Below are 24,299 nucleotides of genomic sequence, written 5' to 3'. Positions count from 1 at the left end.
ATTAAGAACGGCAAATTCCGTTCACCAACTGTCTCGGACGGTTGCCGGTGGAGCCGTCGCCCCACCGAACGAGGCGGGCATTAGCAGGGTTGGGCGCAGAGTCAAGGGCGGCCGCCGCTTTGATCGCTGTCGGCCGGAACCGCGTTTCAAAATCCTATGAAAGTCTGGACAATTTATCTTACTGGACAATCCTTGCTGCGCTGACTTAATCGATATCCAATTCATCAGGTTAAAGGACACAATGATACATGCCCGACACGCGTGAAAAAACGGCGGCGCTGATTGGCGCATATTATGCTGCATTCAATGCCATGGATGTTGAAGGCATCTTGGCATGCCTGGATGACAATGTGGCGCATGATATCAATCAAGGGGACCGTGAAACCGGCAAGCTGGCCTTTCGCGCCTTTCTGGGTCGGATGGATCATGCCTATAGTGAACAGCTGCGTGACATTGTGATTATGACCAGCGAAGACGGCCGGCGCGCGGCGGCGGAATTCATCGTCGACGGCATTTACAAGGTTGCTGACGAAGGCTTTCCTGCAGCGCATGGCCAGAGCTACAGCTTGCCAGCGGGTGGTTTCTTTGAGGTTGCAGACGGAAAAATCACACGCGTCTCGGTTTACTATAATCTTGCCGACTGGATCGCGCAGGTTTCATGACCGTAGACGTCCGTTCCTTGACGGATCCCGAGCAGCGCTGGGCCGCCATTCCGGCGCTGTCTGATTTGCGGATTCAGGTTTTTCTTAGCTGGCCCTATCTCTATGACGGCAGCGCAGAGTATGAAGCCAGTTATCTGGCCGAATTTGTGCGCGAACCGGGATCGGTGCTTGTCGTCGCCCGGGACGGGGACTTAATCATCGGTGCGGCTACGGCGTCTCCATTGGCGGGACAAAAGCCGGACATCCAGAATCCCTTCTGTGACCAAGGAATGGATGTTGCGCAGATATTCTATTTCGGGGAATCGGTTCTGCTGCCGCAATATCAGGGGCAAGGCATTGGGCACCAGTTTTTCGACGCGCGTGAAGACGCAGCGCGCGCCGCAGGGGCGAGGCAAACCGCCTTTTGTGCGGTGATCCGTCCTGACAATCATCCGATGCGGCCCGACGCACCACGCGATTTGCACCCGTTCTGGCGTGCTCGTGGCTATGCACCGGTGCCCGGTTTGACCGGAACGCTTGAGTGGCAGGATCTGGGCGACGATTTCGAAAGCGCGCATACCATGCAATTCTGGATGCGTGACCTGTGACTGCGTCGGTCCGTATTGCGGCGGCCCAATATCCCATCGGAGAACCCGATAGCTTTGCCAGTTGGCAAGCGAAAGTCGGGCAGTGGGTGGGCGATGCCGCGGCGCAAGGCGCACAGATTTTGGTGTTTCCCGAATATGCGGCGATGGAATTGGCCGCAATCGACAAGGCGACCGCAAGCGATTTGCATGCTTCGTTGCGGGCCGTGGTTGCACTGGGGCCGCGAATTGACGCCCATTATGCGGATCTCGCCCGGCAATTTGGGGTTATCCTGCTCGGCGGAACCCGTCCCTTTGGCCAAGAAGATGGGCAGATTGTAAACAGGGCGACCCTCTATATGCCGGACGGGCAAACGGCGTATCAGGACAAGATTATGATGACCCGGTTCGAACGTGAATCCTGGGACATTAAAGGCGGAAAAAGCCTACGGGTTTTTCGCACATCTTTGGGAATGCTGGGCATTTCTACCTGCTATGATATCGAATTCCCGATGATCGCGCGTGCGCAGGCACAAGCTGGCGCGCAGGCCATTCTCTGCCCGTCGTGCACAGACAGCTTGCAAGGCTATCACCGCGTTCGGATTGGGGCACAGGCGCGGGCATTGGAAAACCAAATTTTTGTGGCGCAGGCACCGACCGTTGGCATGGCCCCATGGTCGCCGGCGCTGGACGAAAATTATGGTGCGGCAGCGCTGTTCGTTCCGCCTGATGGCGATAGTCCGGACGATGGCGTTGTGGCGATAGGGACCGAAGGGCAGGGGGCGTGGGTCGTTGCAGACGCTGATCTTGCGCGCGTGAACCGCTGGCGCACCGAAGGGGCCGTGCGTCCCTTTGCGCATTGGCCCGAACAATATTGCGGCGCAATTGCCAGCGATCTGCCGGTAGAAGTTGTGCCGCTGGATTAACTGTTCGCAAAAACGGGCTGAGCGGTTAGGGGGACTTTTATGCCACAAAACGCCGCCTTACCACGCCTGCACCTTCTGCTCGCGATCGCAGTGATGGCGGTGTGGGGAACGAATTTTGTCGTCATCAAATTGGCGTTGGCCCATTTGCCGCCTTTGTGGCTTGCGACACTGCGTTTTACGTGTGCATTTTTGCCTGCGGCATTCTTCCTAAAACGCCCTGCGGTGCCTTTGTCCAATCTTGCGGCCTACGGCGTATTGATCGGGGCCGGGCAGTTCGGCCTGCTGTTTTTGGCGATGAAAGGCGATATTACGCCGGGTCTCGCGTCGCTGGTCGTTCAGATCCAGGTCTTCTTTACCATTGCCCTATCCATGCGCCTGACGGGGGAGAGGGTGCGCACATTCCAATGGGCTGCACTTGTGTTAGCGACAAGCGGGCTGGCCGTCATTCTGACCCATTCGGATGGCAGCGCGACGCCATTGGGATTGATGCTCGTCGTAACGGCTGCGTTTTGCTGGTCGAGTGGCAATATGGTCTCGCGCGCCGCGGGTAAGGTCGACATGCTTGCTTATGTGGTCTGGGCCAGTATCTTTGCCGTGCCGCCACTGTTCACCCTCGCCTTGTTATTTGAAGGCCCGTCGGCCTTGATTGCGGGCGTGCATGCAGCAACGGCGACGACCTGGGCAGCGGTGGTCTGGCAAGCGGTTGGCAACACCATGTTCGGCTATGGGATTTGGGGATGGCTTTTGGCGCGGCATCCTGCGGCAACCGTTGCGCCTATGGCGTTGCTGGTACCAATATTCGGGATGGGGGCATCGGCCTTGTTCTTGAACGAGCCATTACAGAGCTGGAAATTGCTTGCCGCTGCGTTGGTCATGGGCGGGTTGGCGTTAAGCCTTTTATGGCCGAGATTTTTTCAACCTACTTCGAAAATCGAATAGACCGGACCCGCAGCGGTTTGTTCGCCGGTGCCGACCGCGATGACATTGTTAAGCCAGCTATAGCGGCTATCACCACATTCGAATTTTGCGACGACTGCCAGTGAATATTCGTGGCGCTCCAGCAATGCGCCTTTCCGGAACCGGGACATTGCTTCGGCTTCGGCCAGAAAACGGCCCTGATAATTGAGGTAAACCAAAGCCCCGTCGTTGGTTTGCAGCGTTAGGCGAACGTCGATTACCATCACGCCATCTTCGCGGTTGACGACCCAATCATTTCCGCCCGGCAGCACCGTGCCATTCAGCCGCTCGCCAGCAAAGTGACCGCCGGTGACGGGGGCAATGCGGCGCAGGCCGGCGGGGGTTTGGCCAATGCTGATCATCCCTGCAAAATCAACGGTCAGCGTCATGGTGATGAGGTGGTGGTGCGGTAAATTGTTCATTGCACAGTTGCTACCATGACGGCAGGATGGCGCAAGACATATAAGGGAGAGAGTTTTGGACAACATAATTGCGCGCCGCCCAGGTCCATCGGTTCAGCAAGTATTCGACAGCGACCGTAATCCAGCGCCTGCGGTCATGCGCGTGGAATCACCCGCCATTGGGCAAAGCAGTGATGATGTTTCTATTGCGCGTTACTTCGCCAAAGATTGGCATGATCGCGAAGTCGAGCAGGTTTGGCGCAAGACATGGCAACTGGCATGCAGGCTGGAGCATATCCCGAATGTTGGCGACCATATTGTGTATGACATCGTGCATGACTCGCTCATTGTCGTGCGAACAGGTCCTGACGAGATCAAAGCCTATATCAATTCATGCCTGCATCGCGGAACGATGCTCCGCACCGAAGGCGGGTGCGTTAAGCAGTTTCGTTGCCCCTTCCACGGCTGGACTTGGAAGCTGGATGGCGCATTATCTGTTATTCCGGGCCAATGGGACTTCCCGCATGTTGATAAGGACAAGATGAACCTTCCCGAAGCGCGCGTGGGCACATGGGGCGGATTTGTTTTCATTAATTTTGATGCCGATGCCGAACCACTTGAAACCTATCTCGAAAATCTGCCCGAGCATTTTGCCTCATTCAATCTGGAAGACCGCTATGTCGCGGCGCATGTTGCCAAGATTATGCCATGCAACTGGAAACTGGCGATGGAGGCTTTTGTCGAAGCGTACCATGTACCGTTCGCGCATGGACAGGTGCTGAGCTATTATGGGGACAGCAACACCCAATATGACGTTTGGCCCGGTGTGCGCCACGTCAGCCGGATGATCAGTGTTCAGGGCGTCGCCAGCCCATCAAAGCCCGCAACCACGGCTGAACAAACCATAGAGGAAATGCGCCGCGACGTGCCCTTTTTTGCGGGCAAGCCCATTGAAGTGGGCGCGGGTGAAACGGCGCGGGGCAAGCTTGCCGAACGTGCGCGCGAGAAGATTTCGCGCTCGATTGGCCGCGACATGTCCGCCCTATCGGACTCAGAATCGCTCGACCTGATCGAATATATGCTTTTCCCCAATATGGTGCCGTGGGGCGGGCAGGCGTTGCCCATCACCTACCGCTTTCGTCCTAACGGCGACGATCCCGAAAGCTCGATCATGGAAATCATGTTTCTGTTTTCCAAAGCCCCCGACGGATCGCATCCCGAACCTGCAAAAATGACCATGCTGGGACTGGATCAGAAATGGGCCGACGCACCGGAGCTTGGTTCGGCCGCGATGGTTGCTGATCAGGACACCGACAATCTGAAGCGGATCCAAAAAGGTCTGCGTGCGTCGAAGAAACCGGGTGTGACATTGGCGCGCTATCAGGAAAGCCGCATACGCCATTACCACGAAACGCTGGATGCATATATGGCGCGGTAGCGCATTTGAACAAACAGGCATGTTCCGCTAATGGCTCAGCCTTGGGGGAGCATTCATGCCATTAGCATTCACCGTTTATGACTGGGGCATATTGCTTGCCTATGTCGCATTGCTGGCATTTGCGGGCTATCAGGCGACACGGCGGACCAAAACGGCGGATGACTATTTTCTCGCCGGGCATCATGCGCCGGTCTGGCTGGTTGCGGTGTCCGTTCTGTCGACGATGCAGTCGGCGGCAACATTCCTCGGCGCCCCTGATAACAGCTATCGCGGCGATTATAGCTATCTCACAAGCAACTTCGCCGCGATCATCGCTGCCTTTATCGTCGCACGTTTCCTGATCCCGCGATTCTATGCAATCGGTGCGACCACGGTATATGAATTGCTGGAGGCCCGTTTCGACGCTACCGCAAGACGCGCGGCAGCGGGTATGTATCTCGTCGGCCGGATCTTGGCGAGCGGTGCGCGGTTGTATCTTGCCGCTATTGCGGTTTCGATGATCATCTTCCTTGATGTCGAGCCGCAACATATCGTTATCGCGTCGGCGGTCCTCGTCGTCTTCGGTGTTGTGTTCACACTGTTCGGCGGGCTGAATGCCGTTATCTGGAGCGACCTGGTGCAGGTCGTGCTCTACCTCGGCGGTGCGGTGCTGGTGCTCATCTTTTTGCTCGTGAAAATTCCCGCACCTGCCCCGGAAATTTGGGACGCGCTTCAATCTGCACCGGACGGAATGGACAAACTCCGTTTGTTTGACTGGTCGCTGGACTTTACCAAGCCGTTTACCGTGTGGGCGATCCTGACCGGGTTGGTGCTGCTCAATATCGGCAATGCTGGCCTCGATCAGGACACGACGCAGCGCTTTTTGGCATGCGAAAATGCACAATCGGGCAAACGCGCTTTGTATGCGAGCATGTGGGCGGCAATCCCTGTGGTGGCTTTATTCATGGCGATAGGGTCGCTGCTCCACATCTTCTACAACCGCCCCGACCTGATGGGCGTGAGCGTTGGCGCTACCAATGCGTTCGCAGGCGAAAAAATCACGGTCTTCATGTCGTTCATTCTGTCTGAAGTCCCACCCGGCTTGCGCGGGCTGGTAACCGTAGGCGTGATCGCGGCAGCGGCGATCAATTCCGGACTGATTTCGATGTCAGCGGTGGTTGTGAACGATTTTTATCGGCCTTGGCTGGAACGGCGTGGTGCACCGTCCAACGAGCAGCATTATGTCAACGCCGGCCGCGCGGCGATGATATTGCTCGCATGTGCGCTGTTCGCGATGTCGATATTGTGTTTCTATTGGCAGCATTACAGCGACACGCCTTTGCTCGAATTTGTACTCGGCGTGATGGTCTTTGCGTATTCGGGCTTGCTGGGCGTCTATGGCACCGTGGTGTTTACAACGCGTGGGGCGACATGGTCGGTGATCGCCGCGCTGCTGGCTGGCTTTGTCACGATCCTGCTGCAACAGCATTATGTTGTGGACAGTCTTGGTCTGCCAACGGCGTGGAAGGCGCTGGCCTTCCCATGGCAGCTATGTATCGGGACGGCGGTCGCATTTGCTGTTTGCTGCGCGGGCAGGGATATCAAGGATAGATCAGATACCGCGCCCGTAGCTGCATAAAAGCATCAAGCCCCGCCTGCCACTGAGCCTCAATCTCGCTGACGGCTTTTCCGTCCAAAATGCCTTTACGGACTGTGTCGGTTCCTGCCAGCTGATCAAAAAAGCTTGGAGTGCCGGAGCGGAATTCAAACGTGTCCGGGTACATGCCGTGGACTGCCTTCACCACAGCGATACCGGTGCGGAATGGCTGGAATGTTTTGCTGTTGGTGGGGATGACCCAAACGCCGTGACACTGCTGCCCGGCATATTTGGAAAAATCCGGCGTAAAGGAAATGGACGCGAAAGTGACCCCCGGCAATCCCATTGCATTTAATCGATCCGCCAGCGCCGCGCCATCGATGAAAGGCGCGCCGATATATTCGAACGGTTTTTCGCTGCCCCGTCCTTCGGAGATGTTGGTGCCCTCAAACAAGGCCGTGCCGGGATATACTGCGGCTGTTTGGGGTGTCCGCATATTGGGCGAAGGCGGCACCCAAGGCAAATCCCAAGCGACATAGGGCGCCAAGCCGCGATTCCAGCCGTGCATGGGAATAACGCGCAGGCGCGTGCGCAGCTTTTCTTCGCCGACGAACATCTGCGCGAGCTCACCGAATGTCATGCCGTGGCGAACCGGCATGGCAAAGCTTCCCACGAAAGAGGCAAATGCAGGTTCGAGGACTGGTCCCTCTATCATCACCCCGGCTTGCGGGTTGGGACGATCCAGCACGATGACTTCGGCTCCGGATTTCTCCGCGGCGCGCAGCATGAACAGCAATGTCGAGGAATATGTGTAAAAACGCGTGCCGACGTCCTGCAGATCGACCAGCACAATATCAATGCCGTGCATCATCTTGTCAGTCGGCATCTTGGTTTCGCCATAGAGGCTGTGGACCGGCAAGCCGGATTTGGGATCGATGCCCGAGGCCACCTTTTCACCGGCTTGCGCCTCGCCACGCACGCCATGTTCCGGGCTGAAAAGCGCGACGAGATTGATAGCGGGATGCGCGCGCAACAGATCGACGTCGCTGATGCCCTTGCGATCAACGCCGGTCTGGTTGGTCAACAGCGCGACCCGCTTTCCCTTGAGCAACGCCAGTTGGTCGGAAAGCAAAACTTCGATCCCGGGGGTGATATGCCTGATGGGAACGGCGATCGATTTGACGAGGCTTGGGGCTTTTGGCTGAACCGGCGCAGTCGCAACGGCGGCCAGTGGAAGCAACGCAATAATAAAGGTCAAAAATAATCGCATGATGAAGGCTATTGGATAACGGCATCAGCCGCAAAGAAAAAGGGCCGGAGGTTTCCCTCCAGCCCTTTTGATATTCGTTTGATGTCGTGGCTTAAGCGCCAGCGACGTCCGCCAGATTGATCTTGAGGCCTGGGCCCATTGACGAGCTGACCGCAACGCGGCGGACATATTTGCCCTTTGATCCGCTTGGCTTGTTCTTGATGACGGCGTCAATCAACGCATCGAAGTTCTTGCGCAGGTCAGCGTCGGAGAAGCTCTTCTTGCCGATGCCGCTGTGGATGATGCCCTGCTTTTCAACGCGGAACTCAACCTGACCGGCCTTTGCAGCCTTTACAGCTTCAGCAACGTCCATGGTGACTGTGCCGAGCTTCGGGTTTGGCATCAGGCCCTTTGGACCCAAGGTCTTACCCAAGCGGCCAACGATGCCCATCATGTCCGGCGTTGCGATAACGCGGTCATAATCAAGGTTACCGGCCAACATGTCTTCCATCAAGTCTTCGGCGCCGACTTTGTCTGCACCAGCAGCGGTTGCTGCAGTAGCCTTATCGCCACGAGCGAAGACGGCGACCTTCATTTCCTTGCCGGTACCGGCTGGAAGCGAAACCATGCCGCGAACCATTTGGTCAGCATGACGTGGGTCAACGCCCAGGTTCATGGCAACTTCGATGGTTTCGTCAAACTTGGCAGTTGCCAATTCCTTGATCAGCTTCAGCGCTTCATCAACGCCGTAGAGCTTGTCGGCATCCAAGTGCGCGAGCGATTTTGCTTTTTTGGTCAGCTTGGCCATCGGATCAGCCCTCCACTACTTCGAGGCCCATGGCGGTAGCCGAGCCTGCGATGATTTTTACTGCTGCGTCCATGTCGTTCGCATTGAGGTCGGCCATCTTGATGGTTGCGACTTCTTCCAACTGCGCACGTGTAATTTTACCAGCGCTGACCTTGCCTGGTTCTTTCGAACCTGACTTGAGGCCAAGAACCTTCTTGATGAGGTAGGTCGCTGGTGGCGACTTCATCGCAAAGGTGAAGCTCTTGTCTGCGAACACAGTGATCTTCGTTGGAATCGGTGTGCCCTTTTCCATGTCAGCGGTCGCAGCGTTGAACTGCTTGCAGAATTCCATGATGTTTACGCCGCGCTGACCCAATGCTGGGCCGATTGGCGGGGATGGGGTGGCTGAACCCGCAGGAACCTGCAGGCCGATATAGCCGTCAATTTTCTTTGCCATGAATGGCGTCCTTTCATTCTATCGCCGCACTGCCCTACAAGAGCGAAAACGGGTCAAATTAAGTGGTCCAACAGACATCAAATGATGTCCTCCCACACGGAATCACGTCGCTATTGCGCCGGGAAGCGGTGCCACTATCCGCAATGCGGGCATAATGCAAGCCTTTGCGCGGTTACGCCGGCGGTGTGAGCCGCAGCAGACCTTCCTGAACGACGGATGCGACCAACGTGCCATCCTCGCTATAAATCCAGCCATGGTTGATGCCGCGGCTGCCCCCGGTCCAGTCGCTGTCCATGACATACACGAACCACTGGTCGACCTGAACATCGTTATGGAACCACATGGCATGGTCCAGGCTGGTTGAAAACAGGCCGGGCGTCACCCAATGCAGTCCATGTGGGAGCATCGCGGATGACAGCAGCCCCATATCGGACGCAAATGATAGCAGTGCGCGGTGCATCAACTGGTCGCCCTCAATCGGCGCACGCAAGCGGAACCATTGATAATGGCTGGTGGCCTTGGCATCAGCGGCGGGCCGAAAGCTGCGGAGCTCAAATGGCCGCGGATGTGCCATGCGCTCAAGCATATTGTCCGGTATATCGGGATTGCGCGCCATGGCGTCCGAATAATCCCAACATTTTTCGGGTGGCAGCACGTCAGGCATCGGCACTTGATGTGAAAAGCCTGTTTCAGGCTTCTGGAAAGAGGCGGTCAGGTTGAAAATAACCTTGCCTTCTTGCCGGACGACGACCCGACGGTTGGAAAATGCGCGGCCATCAAAATCACGGTGGACGCGAAAATGCAGCGGCAGGGCTTCGCTGCCGCCACGCAAGAAATAGGCATGCAGCGAATGGACTTGTTTGTCCGGGTCCACGGTGCGCGCCGCGGCCATCATGGCTTGCGCAATGATCTGCCCGCCGAAAATGCGATCGCGCGATGCACGAGAGAATGCCGGAAAGGTGAATTCGTCGGGTTCGTCTGCGGCCGAAAAGTCGAACAAGCGCACAAGGCCACGAACCAGCTTGTCAGCAGGTATCGCGCCGAATGCCGCGTTCGCCTTTTCGATGCGTGCCTGTATCTGTTCAGGCGAGAGTGCGGCGGTCACAGGAAAGAAAGATAGCCAGCGAAGGCCATCACTTCATCAATTCGACTTCTTCGAAATCCAGTTCGACCGGTGTCGCGCGGCCAAAGATGCTGACGGATACCTTCACGCGGTTCTTGTCGAAATCGAGTTCTTCGACCGCACCGTTGAAGCTTGCGAATGGACCGCCCAGTACCTTGACCTGATCGCCGATTTCGTAGTCGACCGAAACGCGCTTCTTCGGCGCAGCTTCCATTTCCTGCTTCGTGTTCAAAATGCGCGCTGCTTCGGCTTCGCTGATTGGCTGCGGCTTGTTACCCGCGCCCAGAAAGCCCGTTACCTTGGCTGTGTTCTTGACCAAGTGATAAACGTCGTCGTTCATGTTCAGCTTGGCAAGGACATAACCCGGGAAGAACTTGCGTTCCGCCTTGATCTTCTTGCCACGGCGCACTTCAGTGACTTGCTCGGTCGGAACCTCGACAGCTTCTACGAGCTGGGAGAGGCCAATACGCTCCGCTTCAGCAAGGATCTGGTCGCGGACTTTGTTTTCAAAACCCGAATAAGCGTGAATGATGTACCAGCGTGCCATAATATCTCTTCTTTTCCTCAAAACTCTTTCGAGTGACCGCAGCTTAGCCTTCGGCTAGCGCGAGTAATCCCTTTACGATTGCGGCGAATACCGCGTCGACGCCCAAAAAGAAGACGGCCAAGATGATCGTCATGATCAATACCATGATCGCGGTCTGCACGGTTTCCTGCCTCGAGGGCCATACTACCTTGCCGATTTCGGTCCGTACCTGACGGATGAATTCACCGGGGCTTGTCTTTGCCATATCGTTTCTTCCTGTTCGATCCCGAGGATAGCCGCCAGCGCTCCGACCGGCGGGTCGAGAGCGATATAGGTTCCGATTTCGGAAAGACTAGGCCTTTAGCGATGGATTCGGTGCGAGGCAAGTCCGTTTAGGAAAGCGAAGGCGTCGGGCATAGGATATCAAACGGCCTTGAACTGTTAAGGTTTTTGGCTATCCCTCAACGCTTCATCACATCAGGGGATTTGTCCACATGCCATCCGGTCTTGCCGCCTTACTCGACGACATTGCGACAATTGCCAAAGTTGCGGCCGCATCTGTAGACGATGTCGCCGCTGCCGCTGGCAAGGCAGGCAGCAAGGCCGCGGGTGTGGTTATCGACGATACGGCGGTTACCCCGCAATATGTCACTGGGTTTACGCCGGACCGCGAACTGCCGATAATTTGGCGCATTGCGAAGGGGTCATTCTTCAACAAGCTAGTCATTATTTTGCCGGTTGCGTTGTTGTTAAGCCTGTTCCTGCCATGGGCCATTACGCCGATCCTCATGTTAGGTGGCGCGTATCTATGTTTCGAAGGCGCCGAAAAAGTTTGGGAAAAACTGGTTCCGCATGAGGAAGAGAGTTTGGTCGAAGAACTCGCTGAATTGACCAGCACCGAACATGAACAAAATATGGTGAAAGGCGCGGTGCGTACCGACTTCATTCTGTCAGCCGAAATCATGGCGATTGCGCTGAACGAAGTCAAAAGCATGGCCGAAACGTCGATCTGGCTTGAGGCTGGCGTTCTGGCCTTTGTCGCGATTGCCATCACGATTGCGGTGTACGGCGTCGTCGGCGTAATTGTGAAAATGGACGACATCGGCCTGCACATGGCGCAGCGTGAAAATGGCGGATCGCAGGCCATTGGCCGCGGCCTGGTGAAGGCGATGCCAAAGTTGCTCGCCGCCTTATCAACCATCGGCACCGCGGCAATGCTGTGGGTCGGCGGACAAATCATCGTCCACGGTTTTGGCGTGCACCCGGCGGAGTTTTTCGGCCTGCATGAAGGCGCTTTGGCATGGGTTGCGGATGCCGCATTATGCGGTGTCGTGGGGCTCGCCATTGGCGCCGTGATTGTCTTGGCCCATCACATGATCCCGAAGCGTAAGGCGCATTAAAGGCAGCGGATGCTTTGTCCATCACGCTTTGGCCATAACCTGTTGCTTTACGGATGATGACACGGAGGAAGTGTATGCAGTCTATCCACATCCAGCGCCTTATCGCTTTGCCCTATTTTGTTTTGGGCGGTTGGTGCTTGTTTGCACCGCATATGGTTGAACGGATGACAATCAATCCGGAGTACCAACATTTAAGCGCGACCAGCGCGCTCTTTATTGGCTGTTTCGGCGCACAAGCTGTTTTGGGCGGCCTGTTCATTTGGTTTAGCCGCTTTACCCGCGCAGCGTTTGTTGCTTACGCCATCGCGTTGCTGCCCTTCTTCGGCTTCAACTATTATTTTGTATATGAATTGCCCATTTTAAACCGCTGGATGGCATTGGATTTCGGATCGAATGCCGCGATGTTTATTTTGAGTATCTGGGGATGGCGGATGAAGATCCGCGAAGAGGCCAACGTATAGACGACGCCAATAAAATGGCAGGAGTTGGGGGACTCGAACCCACGACCCTCGGTTTTGGAGACCGATGCTCTACCAACTGAGCTAAACTCCTGCACCCCGCTTTTCAGCGAAGAGATGCGCCCTTAACGCCGATATGCGAACGGGGCAAGTCTGCTTTCGCACACCCGCCCCGTTCTTGCATGATATTGTCGGAAATTTAGAAGCTCATCTCGTCATACACGCGGGAAATGTCACCGGCCCATTCGCCGTGATATTTGTCGAGCATTTGTTCCGCCACGGTTTTGCCGCTGGCAACGATTTCACGCAGCGGGTCCAGAAAGCCGGTTTCATTGTCGCCACTGGCATTCAGGCAGTTGCGTGCAGCAAGCCCTGATGATGAGATATCAAGAATGCGTCCTGCCAAATCGAGCAACTTGCCACCGCCGGGTATCGCTGCGTTCAGGCCCTGCGCTGGCACTGCACTGCGCAGCGTTTCGCGTTCTTCCATCGTCCAGTGCTTTACCTCGTCCCAGGCAGCGTCAAGCGCGTCTTGATCGTAGAGCAAGCCGACCCAGAATGCGGGCAGCGCACAGATGCGGTTCCATGGACCACCATCCGCGCCGCGCATTTCCAGGAAGCTTTTCAAGCGCACTTCGGGGAAGGCGGTCGACATATGGTCTTCCCAATCGGAAACCGTCGGCTTTTCGCCCGGCAGTACCGAAAGTTCGCCCTTCAAAAAGTCGCGGAAATCGAGCCCCGATGCGTCGATATATTTGCCGTCGCGGTAGACGAAATACATCGGCACCTTCAGCATATAGTCGACATATTGTTCATATCCGAAGTTCTCATCGAATACGAACGGCAGCATGCCCGTGCGCTGGGGATCGGTGTCGGACCAGATGTGGCTGCGATAGGAGAGGAAGCCGTTTGGCTTGCCTTCCAAGAACGGCGAGTTTGCGAACAACGCGGTCGCCAGCGGCTGAAGCGCGAGCGAGGTGCGGAACTTGTGGGCCATGTCGGCTTCGCTTGAATAATCAAGATTGACCTGAATCGTGCAGGTGCGCAGCATCATGTCGAGGCCCATGCTGCCCACACGCGGCATATGGCGCAGCATGATGTCATAGCGACCTTTGGGCATGATCGGCAATTCCGCCCGCGTCTTGTCGGGCCAAAGCCCAAGGCCCAAGAAGCTGGTGTTGGTCTTGTCACCAATGGCTTTCACTTGCTTCAAATGGCGTCCGGTTTCCGCGCATGTTTGATGCAGGTTTTCAAGCGGGGCGCCTGACAGTTCCAGCTGCCCTGCGGGTTCAAGGCTGACGGCGCCATCGGTGCCGGTCATGGCGATAACCTTGCCGTTTTCGTAAACAGGTTCCCAGCCAAATTCGGTCATGGCCATCAACAAATCGCGAATGCCGCCTGGTTCGTCATAAGACGGCGCATGATGGTCCGTCCGGTTATAGACGAATTTTTCATGTTCGGTGCCAATGCGCCAGCGGTCCTTAGGCTTTTCGCCCTTGGCAATCGCGGCGATGAGTTGATCGCGCGTTTCAATGACGGGATCTTCGCGGTCCGAAACAGTTTTTGTGCTCATGCGCGCGGTTTAGAAATGTAGCGGCTATATTGCCAGAAAATTCCGTCAGCACGGTCACGGGGCATTGACGGTGATCGCAAAGCGTTACGCGTGCAGCATCACGGGCTATTAAGCCGTCCAATCGCCATTTTGGGACATCCACACAGAAATCGCGGCAACCGCGGCGGTATCGGCGCGCAGGATGCGCGGGCCCAATGACACTGGCCGCGCAGAAGGGTGCGCGCGAATTGCGGCATTCTCACTATCGGTAAATCCGCCCTCTGGTCCAATCAGGACAGCGCCGGGGCCGGGACGGATCGCGTCCGAAAACGGCTCACCGCCGCGCTCGTCGCAGAAATATAGGGTCCGGTCGGCTGGCCATTGGCCCAGCAGTGCGTCGATGCGCGCAAGCGGGTCAATTACGGGTAAGGCGGTCCGCTCGCATTGTTCTGCCGCCTCAATCATATGCGCGCGCAGGCGGTCTTCTTTCACCTTGTCGACAACACAGCGCGTCGTCAGCACAGGCACAAATCGGGCAACGCCAAGCTCGCAGGCTTTTTCGGCGATCCAGTCAAACCGGTCCTTTTTGATGAGCGCCTGACAAATCCAAAGGTCGGGGGTGAATTCGCGGTCGCGCAATTTGGCGTCCACGGTCAAAACAAGGTCGCGTTTGTGCGTTTCGGTGACGGTTGCCAAATATTCGCCCGAAACATCATCGAACAATTTGACGGGTGCGCCCTCTTTCAAACGCATCACGCCGATCAGATAATGGGCGCTGTTGCCGCTGATGTTTAAAGTCGCGCCTTCGGCCAACGGCTGTTCGACAAACAGCCGCGGCGTTGATTTTGGGGGCCAGGCGGGTGTTGCGGGCATGAAGTGTGCATAACCACAAAACTCCGCGCCGTCATCTGCCAACTTCCAGATGACGAACGGGATAAATTTTGGCAGGGCACTCCTATGACCACGCAACTTGTGCCCGACAGCGAATATACCGGCATTATGAATCTGCTCCCGGCAAAGCTGCGGGGCTTTGCGTTGCTGGCACGTTTTGACCGGCCGATCGGCTGGTGGCTATTATTTTGGCCATGCGTGTTTGGCTTGGCGCTATCGGGCGGGCTGATTGCGCGTTGGGATTTGGCGTTGTGGATGTTGCTTGGCGCAATTGCGATGCGCGGCGCGGGCTGCGTCTATAATGATATCATTGATCGTGACTTGGATGCGCAGGTTGCGCGCACGGCAAACCGCCCGCTGGCCAGCGGGTTGATTTCACGCAAGGCGGCATGGGCGTGGCTGATGATATTGGCGCTGGTGGGTTTGATTGTGCTGCTGCAGCTGAACCTGAATGCCCAGCTTTTGGCTTTGGGAAGCCTACTGCTGGTCGCGGCCTATCCATTTATGAAACGCATCACATGGTGGCCGCAGCTTTGGCTTGGGCTGGTGTTCAGCTGGGGCGCTTTGGTCGGCTGGGTCGCGATTGCGGGGCAGGCCGATGTAGCGATGTTCTGGCTGTACGCCGGCACGATATTCTGGGTTGTGGGCTATGACACGATCTATGCCATGCAGGACCGCGAAGATGACGCGCTGGTGGGGATTAAATCGAGCGCATTGCGCTTGGGTGGCAGCGTGCGGGCAGGCGTGGCCATATTCTATCTCCTTGCGCTTTTCGGCTGGGGCATGGCCATATGGAGCGTTCGGCCCGAAAAGCAGGCATTGATTGCGCTTGTTCCCGTCGCCTTTCATTTGGTTATGCAAGTGGTTTCATTGCAGGCCGATGGCAGCAATGCCCTTGGCCATTTCAGGTCGAACCGCATGACGGGTTTACTCGCGGCGCTGGCATTTTTGGTCGTGGGTGCGGCCGGACAATATTAGGGGGAGAAGAATATGGAACATCGTCGTATTGGTAAAAGTGCCGTTTACGTCTCGGATATCTGCATGGGGACGATGACATTCGGCTCGCAAACCGATGAAGCACAGGCGCACCGCATACTCGACCGCTGTTTGGACGCTGGCATCAACTTTTTCGACACCGCCGAAGGCTATCCCGTGCCGCCGGATATCAAATGGGTCGGCCGGACAGAGGACATTGTTGGCCGCTGGATGAAGGGTAAAAACCGCGACGCCATCATCATGGCAACGAAGGTTTCGGGCCCAAGCCATACATGGTTCAAATCGCCAAAGCGCGGCGGGATGACCGCGCTTGATCGCCACAACATCGTTACGGCGGTTGAGGAAAGCCTGCGCCGTTTGCAGACCGATTATATCGATTTGTACCAGACGCATTGGCCAGACCATGGCACCGCCTATGATGAAACGATGGAAGCCCTCGACGATCTGGTGCGCGCCGGAAAAGTTCGTGTTTTGGGTTGTTCGAACGAAACAAGCTATGGCCTCATGAAGTCGCTCGCGACATCGGAGCGTCTGGGCACGGCGCGCTATCACAGTATCCAGAACAACTTTTCCATCAACAACCGCCGGTTCGAAGATGAACTGAAACAAGTCTGCCGTCAGGAAGGCGTATCGCTGCTTCCCTATTCGCCATTGGGCGGCGGCGTCTTGTCGGGCAAATATCTCGATGGCGCGCGGCCAGAAGGCGCACGTTTCTCACGCTATCTGGAAATGGCGGGCGCGCGTCAGGCCGAAATGGCGCAACGCTTTGCCGGCCCCCGCGCGCTGGAAAGCACGATGCGGATCGTGGAAATTGCCAAGGAAGCGGGCATGTCGCCGGTGACGCTGGCGACCGCTTGGTCAAAGCAACATGACTTTGTCGCATCGACGATTGTGGGCGTCAGCACTGAGGATCAGCTGGACGATATTTTCGCGGCGATTGACCTGAAACTCAGCGACGACGTGATGACCGCCATTCACAAGGTGACGAAGGAAATACTTTACCCGATGGGGTGAGGGTAAGCCCGTCTGGCCATGTCTCAAACAAGCTTTCTTGAAGACCCTGTTCGCCGCCCTGAATGTGTTGGTCATCCTGAAAGTGTTCGTCATCCTGAACTTGTTTCAGGATAACACATCAACGTCGCATGTTATCCTGAAACAAGTTCAGGATGACGAGGGGGGGTGTTTGTTCGGGGATGACGCATGTGTCACCGTCATTCTGAAGGTGAACGTCATTGCCTACAGGGAATTCCCCACTGCAACTCCCAATTCGTCACCGAAGTGCCGGTTCATTTAACCGGTGCAATTTTTTCACTAACAACGACCCAGCCATTAGCCTTTTTAACGTAACATCTCTGAGATCCAGCGAATTCACTTCTTACAAGTATTATGCAAGTTTCTTCAAGACCTTCGAGTGTAACTGCGACTTGATAGGCTTTGACGTCCTCAATTGATGATCTTTCTGCGGCGGCTTGACGAGCAAAGGAGTCTTCAATGATTGTATCATATTTCGATAAATCCGTTTCGTCATTTCGGTGGCATGCGGTCAGGATTGACGTAGCGCTAACAATGCTCATTAATCTCAATAATTGAGATCTGTTGTATCGCATAGAAATTTCCCAAAAAATCAAAATCCTGCAATTTCGGTGCAATTACCGTAATTCCCAATCCTAATTCTGAATTATTCATCTAACAGATCAGCGATCGACATTGGACCAAGTCGTTTTCTTGCCTCGATTGCTTCGATATTAACTTCAGGGTTTTCCTCGATTGCTCTGCCAAACCAATAGCGCGCCACGTCAAGATCGTCGAGATTCTCATAGCACTGAGCTAAGCGAATGCCAAGATAGCCCGCGTCAAGCGATGGGTCTCCATCTGCCATGAACAAGTAAATTCGAATGGCATCTTTTGTTCTACCATCTTTAATTAGCATGGATGCTAACACTTCGAGTCTGTTAAAATCATACATATTGTCGCTCATGGTTTTATCGGAACATGAATATTTGGATCGATGCTGCCTGGAGCATTCTCTAGGAATTACGGTGACCGGCACCACTGCTTGCGAGACGACTTCGTAATTTACGGGCTTTTTCATTTATCGGCGCTTCCGCAATTCCTGTATAATCAGCGCAAAGCAGAGAGGTAGTCCAATACCCGAAATAACAAGAGCGCCCATTAAAATAGGTATCAATGGAGGATGTAACGAAATCTTATCTGAAAAAAAGCTTATAGAACAGAGGCATATGATCAAAACTGTCAAAAATGCCACAGCTGCTATTCTAAGTTTTTTCATCGAATTACGGTGACAGTGCACTTAATTTTCCCCCCGCCGCGCCATCATGCCGCCGTCCTCGCTTGAACAAAGCGGAATCCCCGTTCCAATCGGGTGTCTGGTTGATTTCCAGCAATGTCCTGCATAACCACCCGACGCCTCCATTCCTGAAAAATCCACGACGGCGTGTTTTCTGCGCAGTTCGCGTGATCGTGGTTTAGCCGAGCGTAAAATTAAAGATGAAGGCGTTAATATTGCTTTAAAAATGCCCCGTTCGATACGGTTCAGGATGACCAGTCAGGCTTACCCTTCTTCGTGCATTTGTGGCTTTGTGCGAGATACATTGGCGCAGCGTTTGGTTTTGGCGGGGCGTTGCGCTCGCGCGCTAGCGGCGAGGGGGCATCCCCTAACCCAAAATCTCCGCCTGCGCGTAGCCCAAAGCTTCCCCCAGTGCCTGCAACCGGCGCTGGACGCTGTTGGACTGAAGCCGCACGGCGGAGCCGGTCAGGTGCAGGCGTAATGTCGCGCCGTCGCCGTCAATCCGGCTGTCGGCCAGCGCGCCGCCGGTGCCGCCATCAAGCCGGTGCGCGAGACGGATGGCGAGGCCCCAGATCACCGCTTGTGCGAGTGCGCCGGGTGTGGCCAAGGCCGTGAGCATTTCGGGCAAGGTCCGCTTTCCGGCATGTACCGTCCACAGCGCCGCGGCTATCACCGCGCGGTCGCTTGCGTTCACGCCGGGCCAGCTGCCGTCCAGTGCCAGATCGAGCGCATGGTCCGCGCGATATTCGGGGTTTACGTTCCACACGCTGTCGGACAGCAAACAGGCCGCCCGGCACAGCCGCGCATCATTGGGGCTTTGTCCGGCGAACACAGGTGCCATCCATTGCGCCAACGCGTCACCATGAAAGGGAAAGCGGCCCAGCCGTTCGCCTTCAAACTGCGCGGCGGCGATCAGCGGGTCGGCTTGGCGCTCGGCTGGGGTCAGCTGTTCAAACAACAATCCCTCACGCAGGCCATAGATGCTGGTGATAAGCGTGCTGGGTTTCAGCAGGCCCGATATGCCGGCGAGCAACGCATTCGCCCCCGGCAGCGCAGAAATACGGCCTGCGGCAACAACATTGGAGCGGGTTAACGCGTCTTTGTCGTTCACCATCGCCATCATCATTTCGGGTGCGTCGGCGGGCATTTCATAATTGGACAGGATGGTGAGCGGATATGCGGTCTGGTGCATGTGCAGCCGCGCGAATGTCCGCCACGATCCACCGATCATGTAAAATGGCAGGCCGGTTTCGATGGGGAAATTCCCTTTGCCCATCGCTTTGGCAATATCATCGCGCAGCATCTGGCTAATCTGCTTGGTCGTTTTGCCCTGCAATATGCCATGCCGCAATGTGCCCAATGGCAGGGAGATGCGTGTGCCCAGTTTTCCGTCGGATATGCGAATAAGCTCAAGGCTGCCACCGCCAAGATCGCCGACATAGCCATTGGCATGTGGGTTGTCGCTTAATATGCCGAGCCCGGCGGCGGTTGCCTCTGCATCGCCATCCAGCACATCGACGTGAATGCCGAGCGCCGCTGCCTTTTCCACCAGCTCATGGCCATTCTTGGCTTCCCGCGTTGCGGCGGTGGCGACCACGCGCATAGTGTCGACCTGCATCGCCCTTGCCAGCGTTTCAAAGCGCGCCAAGGCGGCCAGCGCCTTTTTCATCGTGGCTTTATCGATGATGCCATCACCGGCGAGGCAGGCGCCAAGTTTTACGCGGCTTTTCTCGTTATAAATCGGCAATGGCGCACGCGGCAACCCGGCGTAAACGACCAGTCGTACGGTGTTGGAGCCAATATCAATGACGGCCTGACGCACCGCCTTCATCTTTGTCGGATGAGGCGCAGCGTTGGAACCTTCTTGTCATCCGCAAGCGCGCCCCCGCGTCCTGACAGTGACGCGTTTGTCATGAAATAATGGTGCAAATTGAAAGGCATCGTTCCTGCTTTGACTCGCTCATATCGGCCGTCTGACCGCAGCATCCAGCTTTGCTGGTTGTCGAGCAGGTTTGCAACCATAACCTGATCCAGAATCTGGTCGTGCACCGTCGGATTTTCGATCGGCAGCATATATTCGACACGGCGGTCAAAATTACGCGACATCCAGTCCGCCGACGACATAAACACCTTTGCGTCCGGATTGGGAAGGTCCGCGCCATTGCCCATCGCCCAAATACGGCTGTGTTCCAAGAAACGTCCAACGACAGACTTTACGCGGATGCGCGAAGACATGCCCTTCACCCCGGGACGCAGGCAGCAAATGCCGCGCACAATCAGGTCAATCTCGACGCCCGCTTCGCTCGCTTCGTACAATTTGTCGATCACGGCCTTGTCGACCAACGAGTTCACCTTTGCCCAGACAGCACCCGACCGTCCCGCTGCCACATGTGCGATTTCATCATCAATCAGCGACATGATTTTTTCGCGCAGGCCAAGCGGGCTCATCGTCAAAAGCTTAAGTTCCGTCGGCGGGATATAGCCGGTGATATAATTGAAGATCTGCCCAGCATCATGCCCGACGCGCGGGTCGGCGGTGAAGAAGCTGATGTCGGTATACACCTTCGCCGTGATGGGGTGGTAATTGCCCGTGCCCAAGTGGCAATAGGTCCGAAATCCGTCCGCCTCGCGCCGCACGACCAGCGAAATTTTGGCGTGGGTTTTCATGTCGACAAAGCCGTAGACGACCTGAACACCGGAATTTTCGAGCTGCGAAGCCCAGTGCAGGTTTTGCTCTTCGTCAAATCGCGCCTTTAGCTCGACGATAGCGGTTACAGATTTCCCCGCATCGGCGGCCTCGCACAAAGCGCGAATGACTGCGGACTGCTTACCTGCGCGATACAATGTCTGCTTGATCGCAACGACATCCGGATCAACCGCCGCTTGCTGCAAAAATGCAAGGACGGCGTCAAAGCTTTCATAGGGGTGATGGACGACGATATCTTTTTGGCGGATCGCCGCAAAGCAGTCGCCGTCATGTTCCAAAATGCGTTCGGGAAAGCGTGGCGAATAAGGCGGGAATTTCAACGTTGGCCGATCTTCGTCCACCAATTGTCCAAGGTCCCCGATGCCCAAGAAACCCACGGTTTCGACAACGATGGATGCGCCAGCGCCAAGTTCTGACCGGATTAAGGTCGCCAATTCCGCGGGCAGTCCTTTTTCCAGCTTCAGCCGGATAATCCGGCCACGGCGGCGGCGTTTGATAGCGCTGCGGAAATAGCGCACAAGATCTTCGGCCTCTTCCTCCACCTCAATGTCGCTGTCACGGATAATGCGGAAGGCACCCGCTGCGACCAGCAGATAGTCCGGAAACATCTGCCCGACGAAATGCTTAATCAACGCCTCAATCGTGACAAAGCGCGTGCCGGGGCCCGGCAACCGGATGAAACGCGCCAGCGATTGCGGGATCATCACCAATTGGCGCACGACTTCGCCATCATTTTTACGGCGCATGTCGAAAATCAGGCTGAGGCCCTGATTGGGGATGAACGGAAACGGGTGGGCGGGATCCAGCGCTTGCGGCGTTAGGACCGGAAGAATCTGTTCTTCGAAATATGTGCCGACCGCAGCTTGCAGATTTTTGCCAAGGGCGGACGGTTGAACAATCTTAATGCCCTCTGCCGATAACTCGCGCATCAATTTGCGCCACAGCTTTTGCTGCTGGATCATGAGGCGGTCCGCCGCGGCAACCGTTGCGGTCAATTGCTCAGACGGGGTGCGGCCGTCGATCGACAGTTCTTCAATTTTGCGTTGCTGTTGACCACGCAAGCCAGCGACGCGGACCATGAAAAATTCGTCGAGGTTTGTGCCGGAAATCGACAAAAAGCGCAGCCGTTCAAGCAGCGGGTGCGCCGGATTCGACGCCTCTTCCAACACGCGTTCATTGAATTTCAGCCAGGATAATTCGCGGTTAAAATAGCGTGCGTCCTCAGGCGTTTTCAAGGGCTTCACTTTGCTTGAACCGGGCGCGGGCTTCACGAAAAATCATCCTTTTTAAATGGCTCATGCGGCGTGCCACGAAAACATTACATATTTACGGCAAGCGTTTCGCGGCGTGTAACAGCATTGCCGCCGAAACATCATCGTCCATATGCTGGTGCGGCACAACCCCCGCCAAACGGTTCGCCAACCCATAACGCATATTGGGGGGAAATATATGCAGCTGCGGGTGTGATTTGCAGGTGGGCCTTTGGGTAGGCAAAAGACTAGGTTGCAATAGTCGTCTGTCGGGTTAATTGCGGGCTATGGCAAAAATCTGGTTTGACGACGCACTTGATCTCAATTCGCTCACCGAAAATGGTGACGATTGCATGCCCGGCTATGTCGGCATCCGGTTCATTGATTATGGCGATGATTGGATCAAGGCCAGCATGCCCGTCAATGAACGCACAAAGCAACCTTATGGCCGGCTGCATGGCGGCGCGTCTGTTGTGCTTGCCGAAACGGTCGGATCGGTGGGCGCGGCGATGACTGTGGATCGCAGCAAATTTGCGACCGTGGGCATGGAAATCAACGCGAACCATATTCGTCCGGCAAAGGACGGTCTGGTTTTTGCAACGGGGAAAGCCGAATCCATCGGCCGGACAACACAAATCTGGTCGATCCGCATTGAGGACGAAGCCGGAAAGCTGGTGTGCATTTCGCGGATTACCATGGCCGTCATTTCCACCGAACGCGCCTAAAATCTTGCGTTTCGGGGCGTTAACGTCCACGGGTAAAAGATAGATGACACCGTTAGACAGAATTTGGGGTGCAGGCGAATGTCGCTTCGATATGTAAGAGAATTTAAGGGCTTTGCCGGGGTCAGACTTGAAGCGGATGATATCGGTTCCGCCGATGAACCCTCGATCGTCCTGCTGCACGGCTTCGGCCAAACGCGTAAAGTGTGGGAAGATGTCGCCGTCGGCCTTGAACAGGCTGGGCGGCATGTCATCAATGTTGACCTGCGCGGTCATGGCGGCAGCGATTGGCCGTCCGATGGCCGTTATGACATCGACGCTTTTGTAGACGATTTGCGCGCGGTTCTGGGGCAGATGCGGACGCGGCCAGTGGTGGTGGCGGCAACGCACAGTGCATGGATCGCAACGATGGCGCTTGCCGAGGATGCAGCGACATTGGCGTCCGGGCTTATCCTCCTCGACCCGCCTGCACATACCGATGCGCAAGCGGTCAAGGTGTCGGCCGAGAAACTGTCTGCGGCCTTGGGGCAGGGGCTTGCGCCATCCGAATATGACAGCAAACTTTTCGCGTCATTCGGCACCGACGGTGTGGATGCCCGGCTGGAGCAAGCCGCGCCACAGATCAACATTCCCGTATTGGTGGTGCGCGGTGCGCTTGGCGCGTCGGATGGTGTTGACGCGCAAACGGGCTTTGCCTCCACTTTTCCCAATGTCGAAGCGATTGATGTCGATGGCGGCGGGCTGCTGATCGTCGCCGAACGAACCGAAGCGTTCAACGGCTTGCTGATCGATTTTCTGGAGCGCAAGCAACCGCGCTTCATTCCGGAATATCGCTCCGGTTCCGATGCGCGCACGTTGCGCGATGCAATGGGCTGCTTTGCAACGGGCGTGACCATCATCACCGCCCATGCGCCCGACGGCCGGCCCGTCGGCCTGACTGCGAACAGCTTTACCAGCGTGTCGCTCGATCCGCCATTGCTGCTCGTCTGCATCGCCAACAATTCGGGCAGTGCAGAGGTTTTGCGCGGGATCGATGACTTCGCGGTCAACGTATTGCAGATTGGTCAGCAGCCGGTGTCCAACCTGTTCGCGGGAAAAAGCGAAGATCGCTTCTCCGGAACGCGGTGGGAAGTCGGCGAATATGGCGCGCCTATTTTGCCCAGCTCGCTCGGTATCTTTGAATGCAAACGGCATACGCTGCACGAGGCGGGCGACCATTTCATCCTTGTCGGGCGCGTCGAAAAAGCCAGCTTTGAACCGCGCCGCGATCCTTTATTATATTTCCGTGGCAAATACCGGCGCCTGCACTTCACATAACGCCCGCTCGCATTGACTCCTGAAGAGTGATGC

The 24,299-nt window shown here is 56.1% G+C and carries 25 protein-coding genes and 1 tRNA gene; 12 read left to right on the top strand and 14 right to left on the bottom strand.

Annotation, left to right across the window (positions count from 1 at the left end):
• Window positions 1-248 precede the first annotated feature (248 nt).
• The 4 genes from ACIQZK_RS06205 to ACIQZK_RS06190 are packed head-to-tail and all read left to right on the top strand — an operon-like array spanning window position 249 to window position 3,090.
• A complete protein-coding gene (locus ACIQZK_RS06205) occupies window positions 249-662 on the top strand; it encodes a ketosteroid isomerase-related protein (protein WP_397575370.1) in 414 nt (137 codons plus the stop codon).
• Window positions 659-1,249: a GNAT family N-acetyltransferase gene (locus ACIQZK_RS06200; protein ID WP_397575369.1), complete on the top strand. Its 591-nt coding sequence runs from the start codon at window positions 659-661 to the stop codon at window positions 1,247-1,249. The genes ACIQZK_RS06205 and ACIQZK_RS06200 overlap by 4 nt, the downstream gene beginning before the upstream one ends.
• On the top strand, window positions 1,246-2,151 hold the full coding sequence (locus ACIQZK_RS06195) for a carbon-nitrogen hydrolase family protein (protein WP_397575368.1): 906 nt from the start codon (window positions 1,246-1,248) through the stop codon (window positions 2,149-2,151). The genes ACIQZK_RS06200 and ACIQZK_RS06195 overlap by 4 nt, the downstream gene beginning before the upstream one ends.
• Before the next feature lie 39 nt (window positions 2,152-2,190).
• Window positions 2,191-3,090: an EamA family transporter gene (locus tag ACIQZK_RS06190; protein WP_397575367.1), complete on the top strand. Its 900-nt coding sequence runs from the start codon at window positions 2,191-2,193 to the stop codon at window positions 3,088-3,090.
• Here ACIQZK_RS06190 and ACIQZK_RS06185 read toward each other — a convergent pair.
• Window positions 3,066-3,530: a DUF3237 domain-containing protein gene (locus tag ACIQZK_RS06185; protein WP_397575366.1), complete on the bottom strand. Its 465-nt coding sequence runs from the start codon at window positions 3,528-3,530 to the stop codon at window positions 3,066-3,068. The two genes, ACIQZK_RS06190 and ACIQZK_RS06185, sit on opposite strands and share 25 nt — an antisense overlap.
• A 55-nt stretch (window positions 3,531-3,585) precedes the next feature.
• Here ACIQZK_RS06185 and ACIQZK_RS06180 point away from each other — a divergent pair, with 55 nt between their 5' ends.
• On the top strand, window positions 3,586-4,947 hold the full coding sequence (locus tag ACIQZK_RS06180; protein ID WP_397575365.1) for an SRPBCC family protein: 1,362 nt from the start codon (window positions 3,586-3,588) through the stop codon (window positions 4,945-4,947).
• Window positions 4,948-5,002: 55 nt separating this feature from the next.
• On the top strand, window positions 5,003-6,565 hold the full coding sequence (locus ACIQZK_RS06175; protein WP_397575364.1) for a sodium:solute symporter: 1,563 nt from the start codon (window positions 5,003-5,005) through the stop codon (window positions 6,563-6,565).
• Here the strand turns inward: ACIQZK_RS06175 and ACIQZK_RS06170 are convergent.
• From ACIQZK_RS06170 to secE, 6 genes are all read right to left on the bottom strand, one after another.
• Entirely contained in the window at window positions 6,528-7,781 is a 1,254-nt protein-coding gene (locus ACIQZK_RS06170; RefSeq protein ID WP_397575363.1) for an exo-beta-N-acetylmuramidase NamZ domain-containing protein, read from the bottom strand. The genes ACIQZK_RS06175 and ACIQZK_RS06170 overlap by 38 nt on opposite strands.
• A gap of 103 nt (window positions 7,782-7,884) precedes the next feature.
• Window positions 7,885-8,580 carry a 50S ribosomal protein L1 gene (gene rplA / locus ACIQZK_RS06165; RefSeq protein WP_183939706.1) on the bottom strand — a complete coding sequence of 232 codons (696 nt, stop codon included), beginning with the start codon at window positions 8,578-8,580 and terminating at the stop codon, window positions 7,885-7,887.
• A gap of 4 nt (window positions 8,581-8,584) precedes the next feature.
• Window positions 8,585-9,016, bottom strand: a complete 432-nt coding sequence (gene rplK, locus ACIQZK_RS06160) for a 50S ribosomal protein L11 (protein ID WP_397575362.1) — start codon at window positions 9,014-9,016, stop codon at window positions 8,585-8,587.
• Window positions 9,017-9,188: 172 nt separating this feature from the next.
• Window positions 9,189-10,121 carry an acyl-CoA thioesterase gene (locus ACIQZK_RS06155; RefSeq protein WP_397575361.1) on the bottom strand — a complete coding sequence of 311 codons (933 nt, stop codon included), beginning with the start codon at window positions 10,119-10,121 and terminating at the stop codon, window positions 9,189-9,191.
• 28 nt (window positions 10,122-10,149) lie between these two features.
• Window positions 10,150-10,686 carry a transcription termination/antitermination protein NusG gene (gene nusG / locus ACIQZK_RS06150; RefSeq protein WP_183939713.1) on the bottom strand — a complete coding sequence of 179 codons (537 nt, stop codon included), beginning with the start codon at window positions 10,684-10,686 and terminating at the stop codon, window positions 10,150-10,152.
• A 43-nt stretch (window positions 10,687-10,729) separates the two neighbouring features.
• A complete protein-coding gene (secE, locus tag ACIQZK_RS06145; RefSeq protein ID WP_324479568.1) occupies window positions 10,730-10,930 on the bottom strand; it encodes a preprotein translocase subunit SecE in 201 nt (66 codons plus the stop codon).
• A gap of 229 nt (window positions 10,931-11,159) precedes the next feature.
• Between secE and ACIQZK_RS06140 the strand changes: the two genes are divergently transcribed.
• On the top strand, window positions 11,160-12,065 hold the full coding sequence (locus tag ACIQZK_RS06140) for a DUF808 domain-containing protein (protein ID WP_397575360.1): 906 nt from the start codon (window positions 11,160-11,162) through the stop codon (window positions 12,063-12,065).
• Between the two features lie 74 nt (window positions 12,066-12,139).
• Complete coding sequence (locus tag ACIQZK_RS06135) at window positions 12,140-12,526, top strand: hypothetical protein (protein WP_397575359.1); 387 nt, start codon at window positions 12,140-12,142, stop codon at window positions 12,524-12,526.
• Between the two features lie 15 nt (window positions 12,527-12,541).
• On the opposite strand, the gene ACIQZK_RS06130 is transcribed toward ACIQZK_RS06135, so the two are convergent.
• The 3 genes from ACIQZK_RS06130 to ACIQZK_RS06120 all read right to left on the bottom strand — a co-directional run bounded on the left by ACIQZK_RS06130 (window position 12,542) and on the right by ACIQZK_RS06120 (window position 14,948).
• Window positions 12,542-12,617: transfer RNA gene (locus ACIQZK_RS06130), tRNA-Trp, on the bottom strand.
• Between the two features lie 105 nt (window positions 12,618-12,722).
• Complete coding sequence (locus tag ACIQZK_RS06125) at window positions 12,723-14,096, bottom strand: glutamate--cysteine ligase (RefSeq protein ID WP_397575358.1); 1,374 nt, start codon at window positions 14,094-14,096, stop codon at window positions 12,723-12,725.
• A gap of 108 nt (window positions 14,097-14,204) precedes the next feature.
• Window positions 14,205-14,948 (bottom strand): 16S rRNA (uracil(1498)-N(3))-methyltransferase, encoded by a 744-nt coding sequence (locus tag ACIQZK_RS06120; protein WP_397575357.1) that lies wholly within the window; start codon window positions 14,946-14,948, stop codon window positions 14,205-14,207.
• Between the two features lie 84 nt (window positions 14,949-15,032).
• Here ACIQZK_RS06120 and ubiA point away from each other — a divergent pair, with 84 nt between their 5' ends.
• Together ubiA and ACIQZK_RS06110 are read left to right on the top strand one after the other, a co-directional pair.
• A complete protein-coding gene (gene ubiA / locus ACIQZK_RS06115) occupies window positions 15,033-15,944 on the top strand; it encodes a 4-hydroxybenzoate octaprenyltransferase (protein ID WP_397575356.1) in 912 nt (303 codons plus the stop codon).
• A gap of 12 nt (window positions 15,945-15,956) precedes the next feature.
• A complete protein-coding gene (locus ACIQZK_RS06110; RefSeq protein ID WP_397575355.1) occupies window positions 15,957-16,976 on the top strand; it encodes an aldo/keto reductase in 1,020 nt (339 codons plus the stop codon).
• Window positions 16,977-17,248: 272 nt separating this feature from the next.
• Here ACIQZK_RS06110 and ACIQZK_RS06105 read toward each other — a convergent pair whose 3' ends face one another.
• From ACIQZK_RS06105 to ACIQZK_RS06090, 4 genes are all read right to left on the bottom strand, one after another.
• Complete coding sequence (locus tag ACIQZK_RS06105) at window positions 17,249-17,536, bottom strand: hypothetical protein (RefSeq protein ID WP_397575354.1); 288 nt, start codon at window positions 17,534-17,536, stop codon at window positions 17,249-17,251.
• A gap of 104 nt (window positions 17,537-17,640) precedes the next feature.
• A complete protein-coding gene (locus ACIQZK_RS06100; protein WP_397575353.1) occupies window positions 17,641-18,054 on the bottom strand; it encodes a tol-pal system YbgF family protein in 414 nt (137 codons plus the stop codon).
• A gap of 583 nt (window positions 18,055-18,637) precedes the next feature.
• Window positions 18,638-20,101 (bottom strand): Ppx/GppA family phosphatase, encoded by a 1,464-nt coding sequence (locus ACIQZK_RS06095; RefSeq protein WP_397575352.1) that lies wholly within the window; start codon window positions 20,099-20,101, stop codon window positions 18,638-18,640.
• Window positions 20,098-22,248, bottom strand: a complete 2,151-nt coding sequence (locus ACIQZK_RS06090; protein ID WP_397575351.1) for an RNA degradosome polyphosphate kinase — start codon at window positions 22,246-22,248, stop codon at window positions 20,098-20,100. The genes ACIQZK_RS06095 and ACIQZK_RS06090 overlap by 4 nt, the downstream gene beginning before the upstream one ends.
• A gap of 266 nt (window positions 22,249-22,514) precedes the next feature.
• Here ACIQZK_RS06090 and ACIQZK_RS06085 point away from each other — a divergent pair, with 266 nt between their 5' ends.
• Entirely contained in the window at window positions 22,515-22,952 is a 438-nt protein-coding gene (locus ACIQZK_RS06085) for a hotdog fold thioesterase (protein WP_183939740.1), read from the top strand.
• A 78-nt stretch (window positions 22,953-23,030) separates the two neighbouring features.
• The gene (locus tag ACIQZK_RS06080) at window positions 23,031-24,266 is read left to right on the top strand and encodes an alpha/beta fold hydrolase (RefSeq protein ID WP_397575350.1); all 1,236 of its coding nucleotides are present in this window, start codon (window positions 23,031-23,033) and stop codon (window positions 24,264-24,266) included.
• Window positions 24,267-24,299: the final 33 nt, after the last annotated feature.

The organism is Sphingorhabdus sp. (assembly GCF_044338195.1).
In the GTDB taxonomy this organism is placed as follows: domain Bacteria; phylum Pseudomonadota; class Alphaproteobacteria; order Sphingomonadales; family Sphingomonadaceae; genus Sphingorhabdus_B.
The sequence above is the reverse complement of the archived record's forward strand: the minus strand, read 5'-3'. Positions and strand labels throughout refer to the sequence as shown.

Coding starts and splice junctions, on each gene's coding strand:
- ACIQZK_RS06205 (WP_397575370.1), top strand. CDS start 249: ATGCCCGACACGCGTGAAAAAACGGCGGCGCTGATTGGCGCATATTAT.
- ACIQZK_RS06200 (WP_397575369.1), top strand. CDS start 659: ATGACCGTAGACGTCCGTTCCTTGACGGATCCCGAGCAGCGCTGGGCC.
- ACIQZK_RS06190 (WP_397575367.1), top strand. CDS start 2,191: ATGCCACAAAACGCCGCCTTACCACGCCTGCACCTTCTGCTCGCGATC.
- ACIQZK_RS06185 (WP_397575366.1), bottom strand. CDS start 3,530: ATGAACAATTTACCGCACCACCACCTCATCACCATGACGCTGACCGTT.
- ACIQZK_RS06175 (WP_397575364.1), top strand. CDS start 5,003: ATGCCATTAGCATTCACCGTTTATGACTGGGGCATATTGCTTGCCTAT.
- rplA (WP_183939706.1), bottom strand. CDS start 8,580: ATGGCCAAGCTGACCAAAAAAGCAAAATCGCTCGCGCACTTGGATGCC.
- rplK (WP_397575362.1), bottom strand. CDS start 9,016: ATGGCAAAGAAAATTGACGGCTATATCGGCCTGCAGGTTCCTGCGGGT.
- nusG (WP_183939713.1), bottom strand. CDS start 10,686: ATGGCACGCTGGTACATCATTCACGCTTATTCGGGTTTTGAAAACAAA.
- secE (WP_324479568.1), bottom strand. CDS start 10,930: ATGGCAAAGACAAGCCCCGGTGAATTCATCCGTCAGGTACGGACCGAA.
- ACIQZK_RS06140 (WP_397575360.1), top strand. CDS start 11,160: ATGCCATCCGGTCTTGCCGCCTTACTCGACGACATTGCGACAATTGCC.
- ACIQZK_RS06135 (WP_397575359.1), top strand. CDS start 12,140: ATGCAGTCTATCCACATCCAGCGCCTTATCGCTTTGCCCTATTTTGTT.
- ACIQZK_RS06125 (WP_397575358.1), bottom strand. CDS start 14,096: ATGAGCACAAAAACTGTTTCGGACCGCGAAGATCCCGTCATTGAAACG.
- ACIQZK_RS06120 (WP_397575357.1), bottom strand. CDS start 14,948: ATGCCCGCAACACCCGCCTGGCCCCCAAAATCAACGCCGCGGCTGTTT.
- ubiA (WP_397575356.1), top strand. CDS start 15,033: ATGACCACGCAACTTGTGCCCGACAGCGAATATACCGGCATTATGAAT.
- ACIQZK_RS06110 (WP_397575355.1), top strand. CDS start 15,957: ATGGAACATCGTCGTATTGGTAAAAGTGCCGTTTACGTCTCGGATATC.
- ACIQZK_RS06105 (WP_397575354.1), bottom strand. CDS start 17,536: ATGAGCATTGTTAGCGCTACGTCAATCCTGACCGCATGCCACCGAAAT.
- ACIQZK_RS06100 (WP_397575353.1), bottom strand. CDS start 18,054: ATGAAAAAGCCCGTAAATTACGAAGTCGTCTCGCAAGCAGTGGTGCCG.
- ACIQZK_RS06095 (WP_397575352.1), bottom strand. CDS start 20,101: ATGAAGGCGGTGCGTCAGGCCGTCATTGATATTGGCTCCAACACCGTA.
- ACIQZK_RS06085 (WP_183939740.1), top strand. CDS start 22,515: ATGGCAAAAATCTGGTTTGACGACGCACTTGATCTCAATTCGCTCACC.
- ACIQZK_RS06080 (WP_397575350.1), top strand. CDS start 23,031: ATGTCGCTTCGATATGTAAGAGAATTTAAGGGCTTTGCCGGGGTCAGA.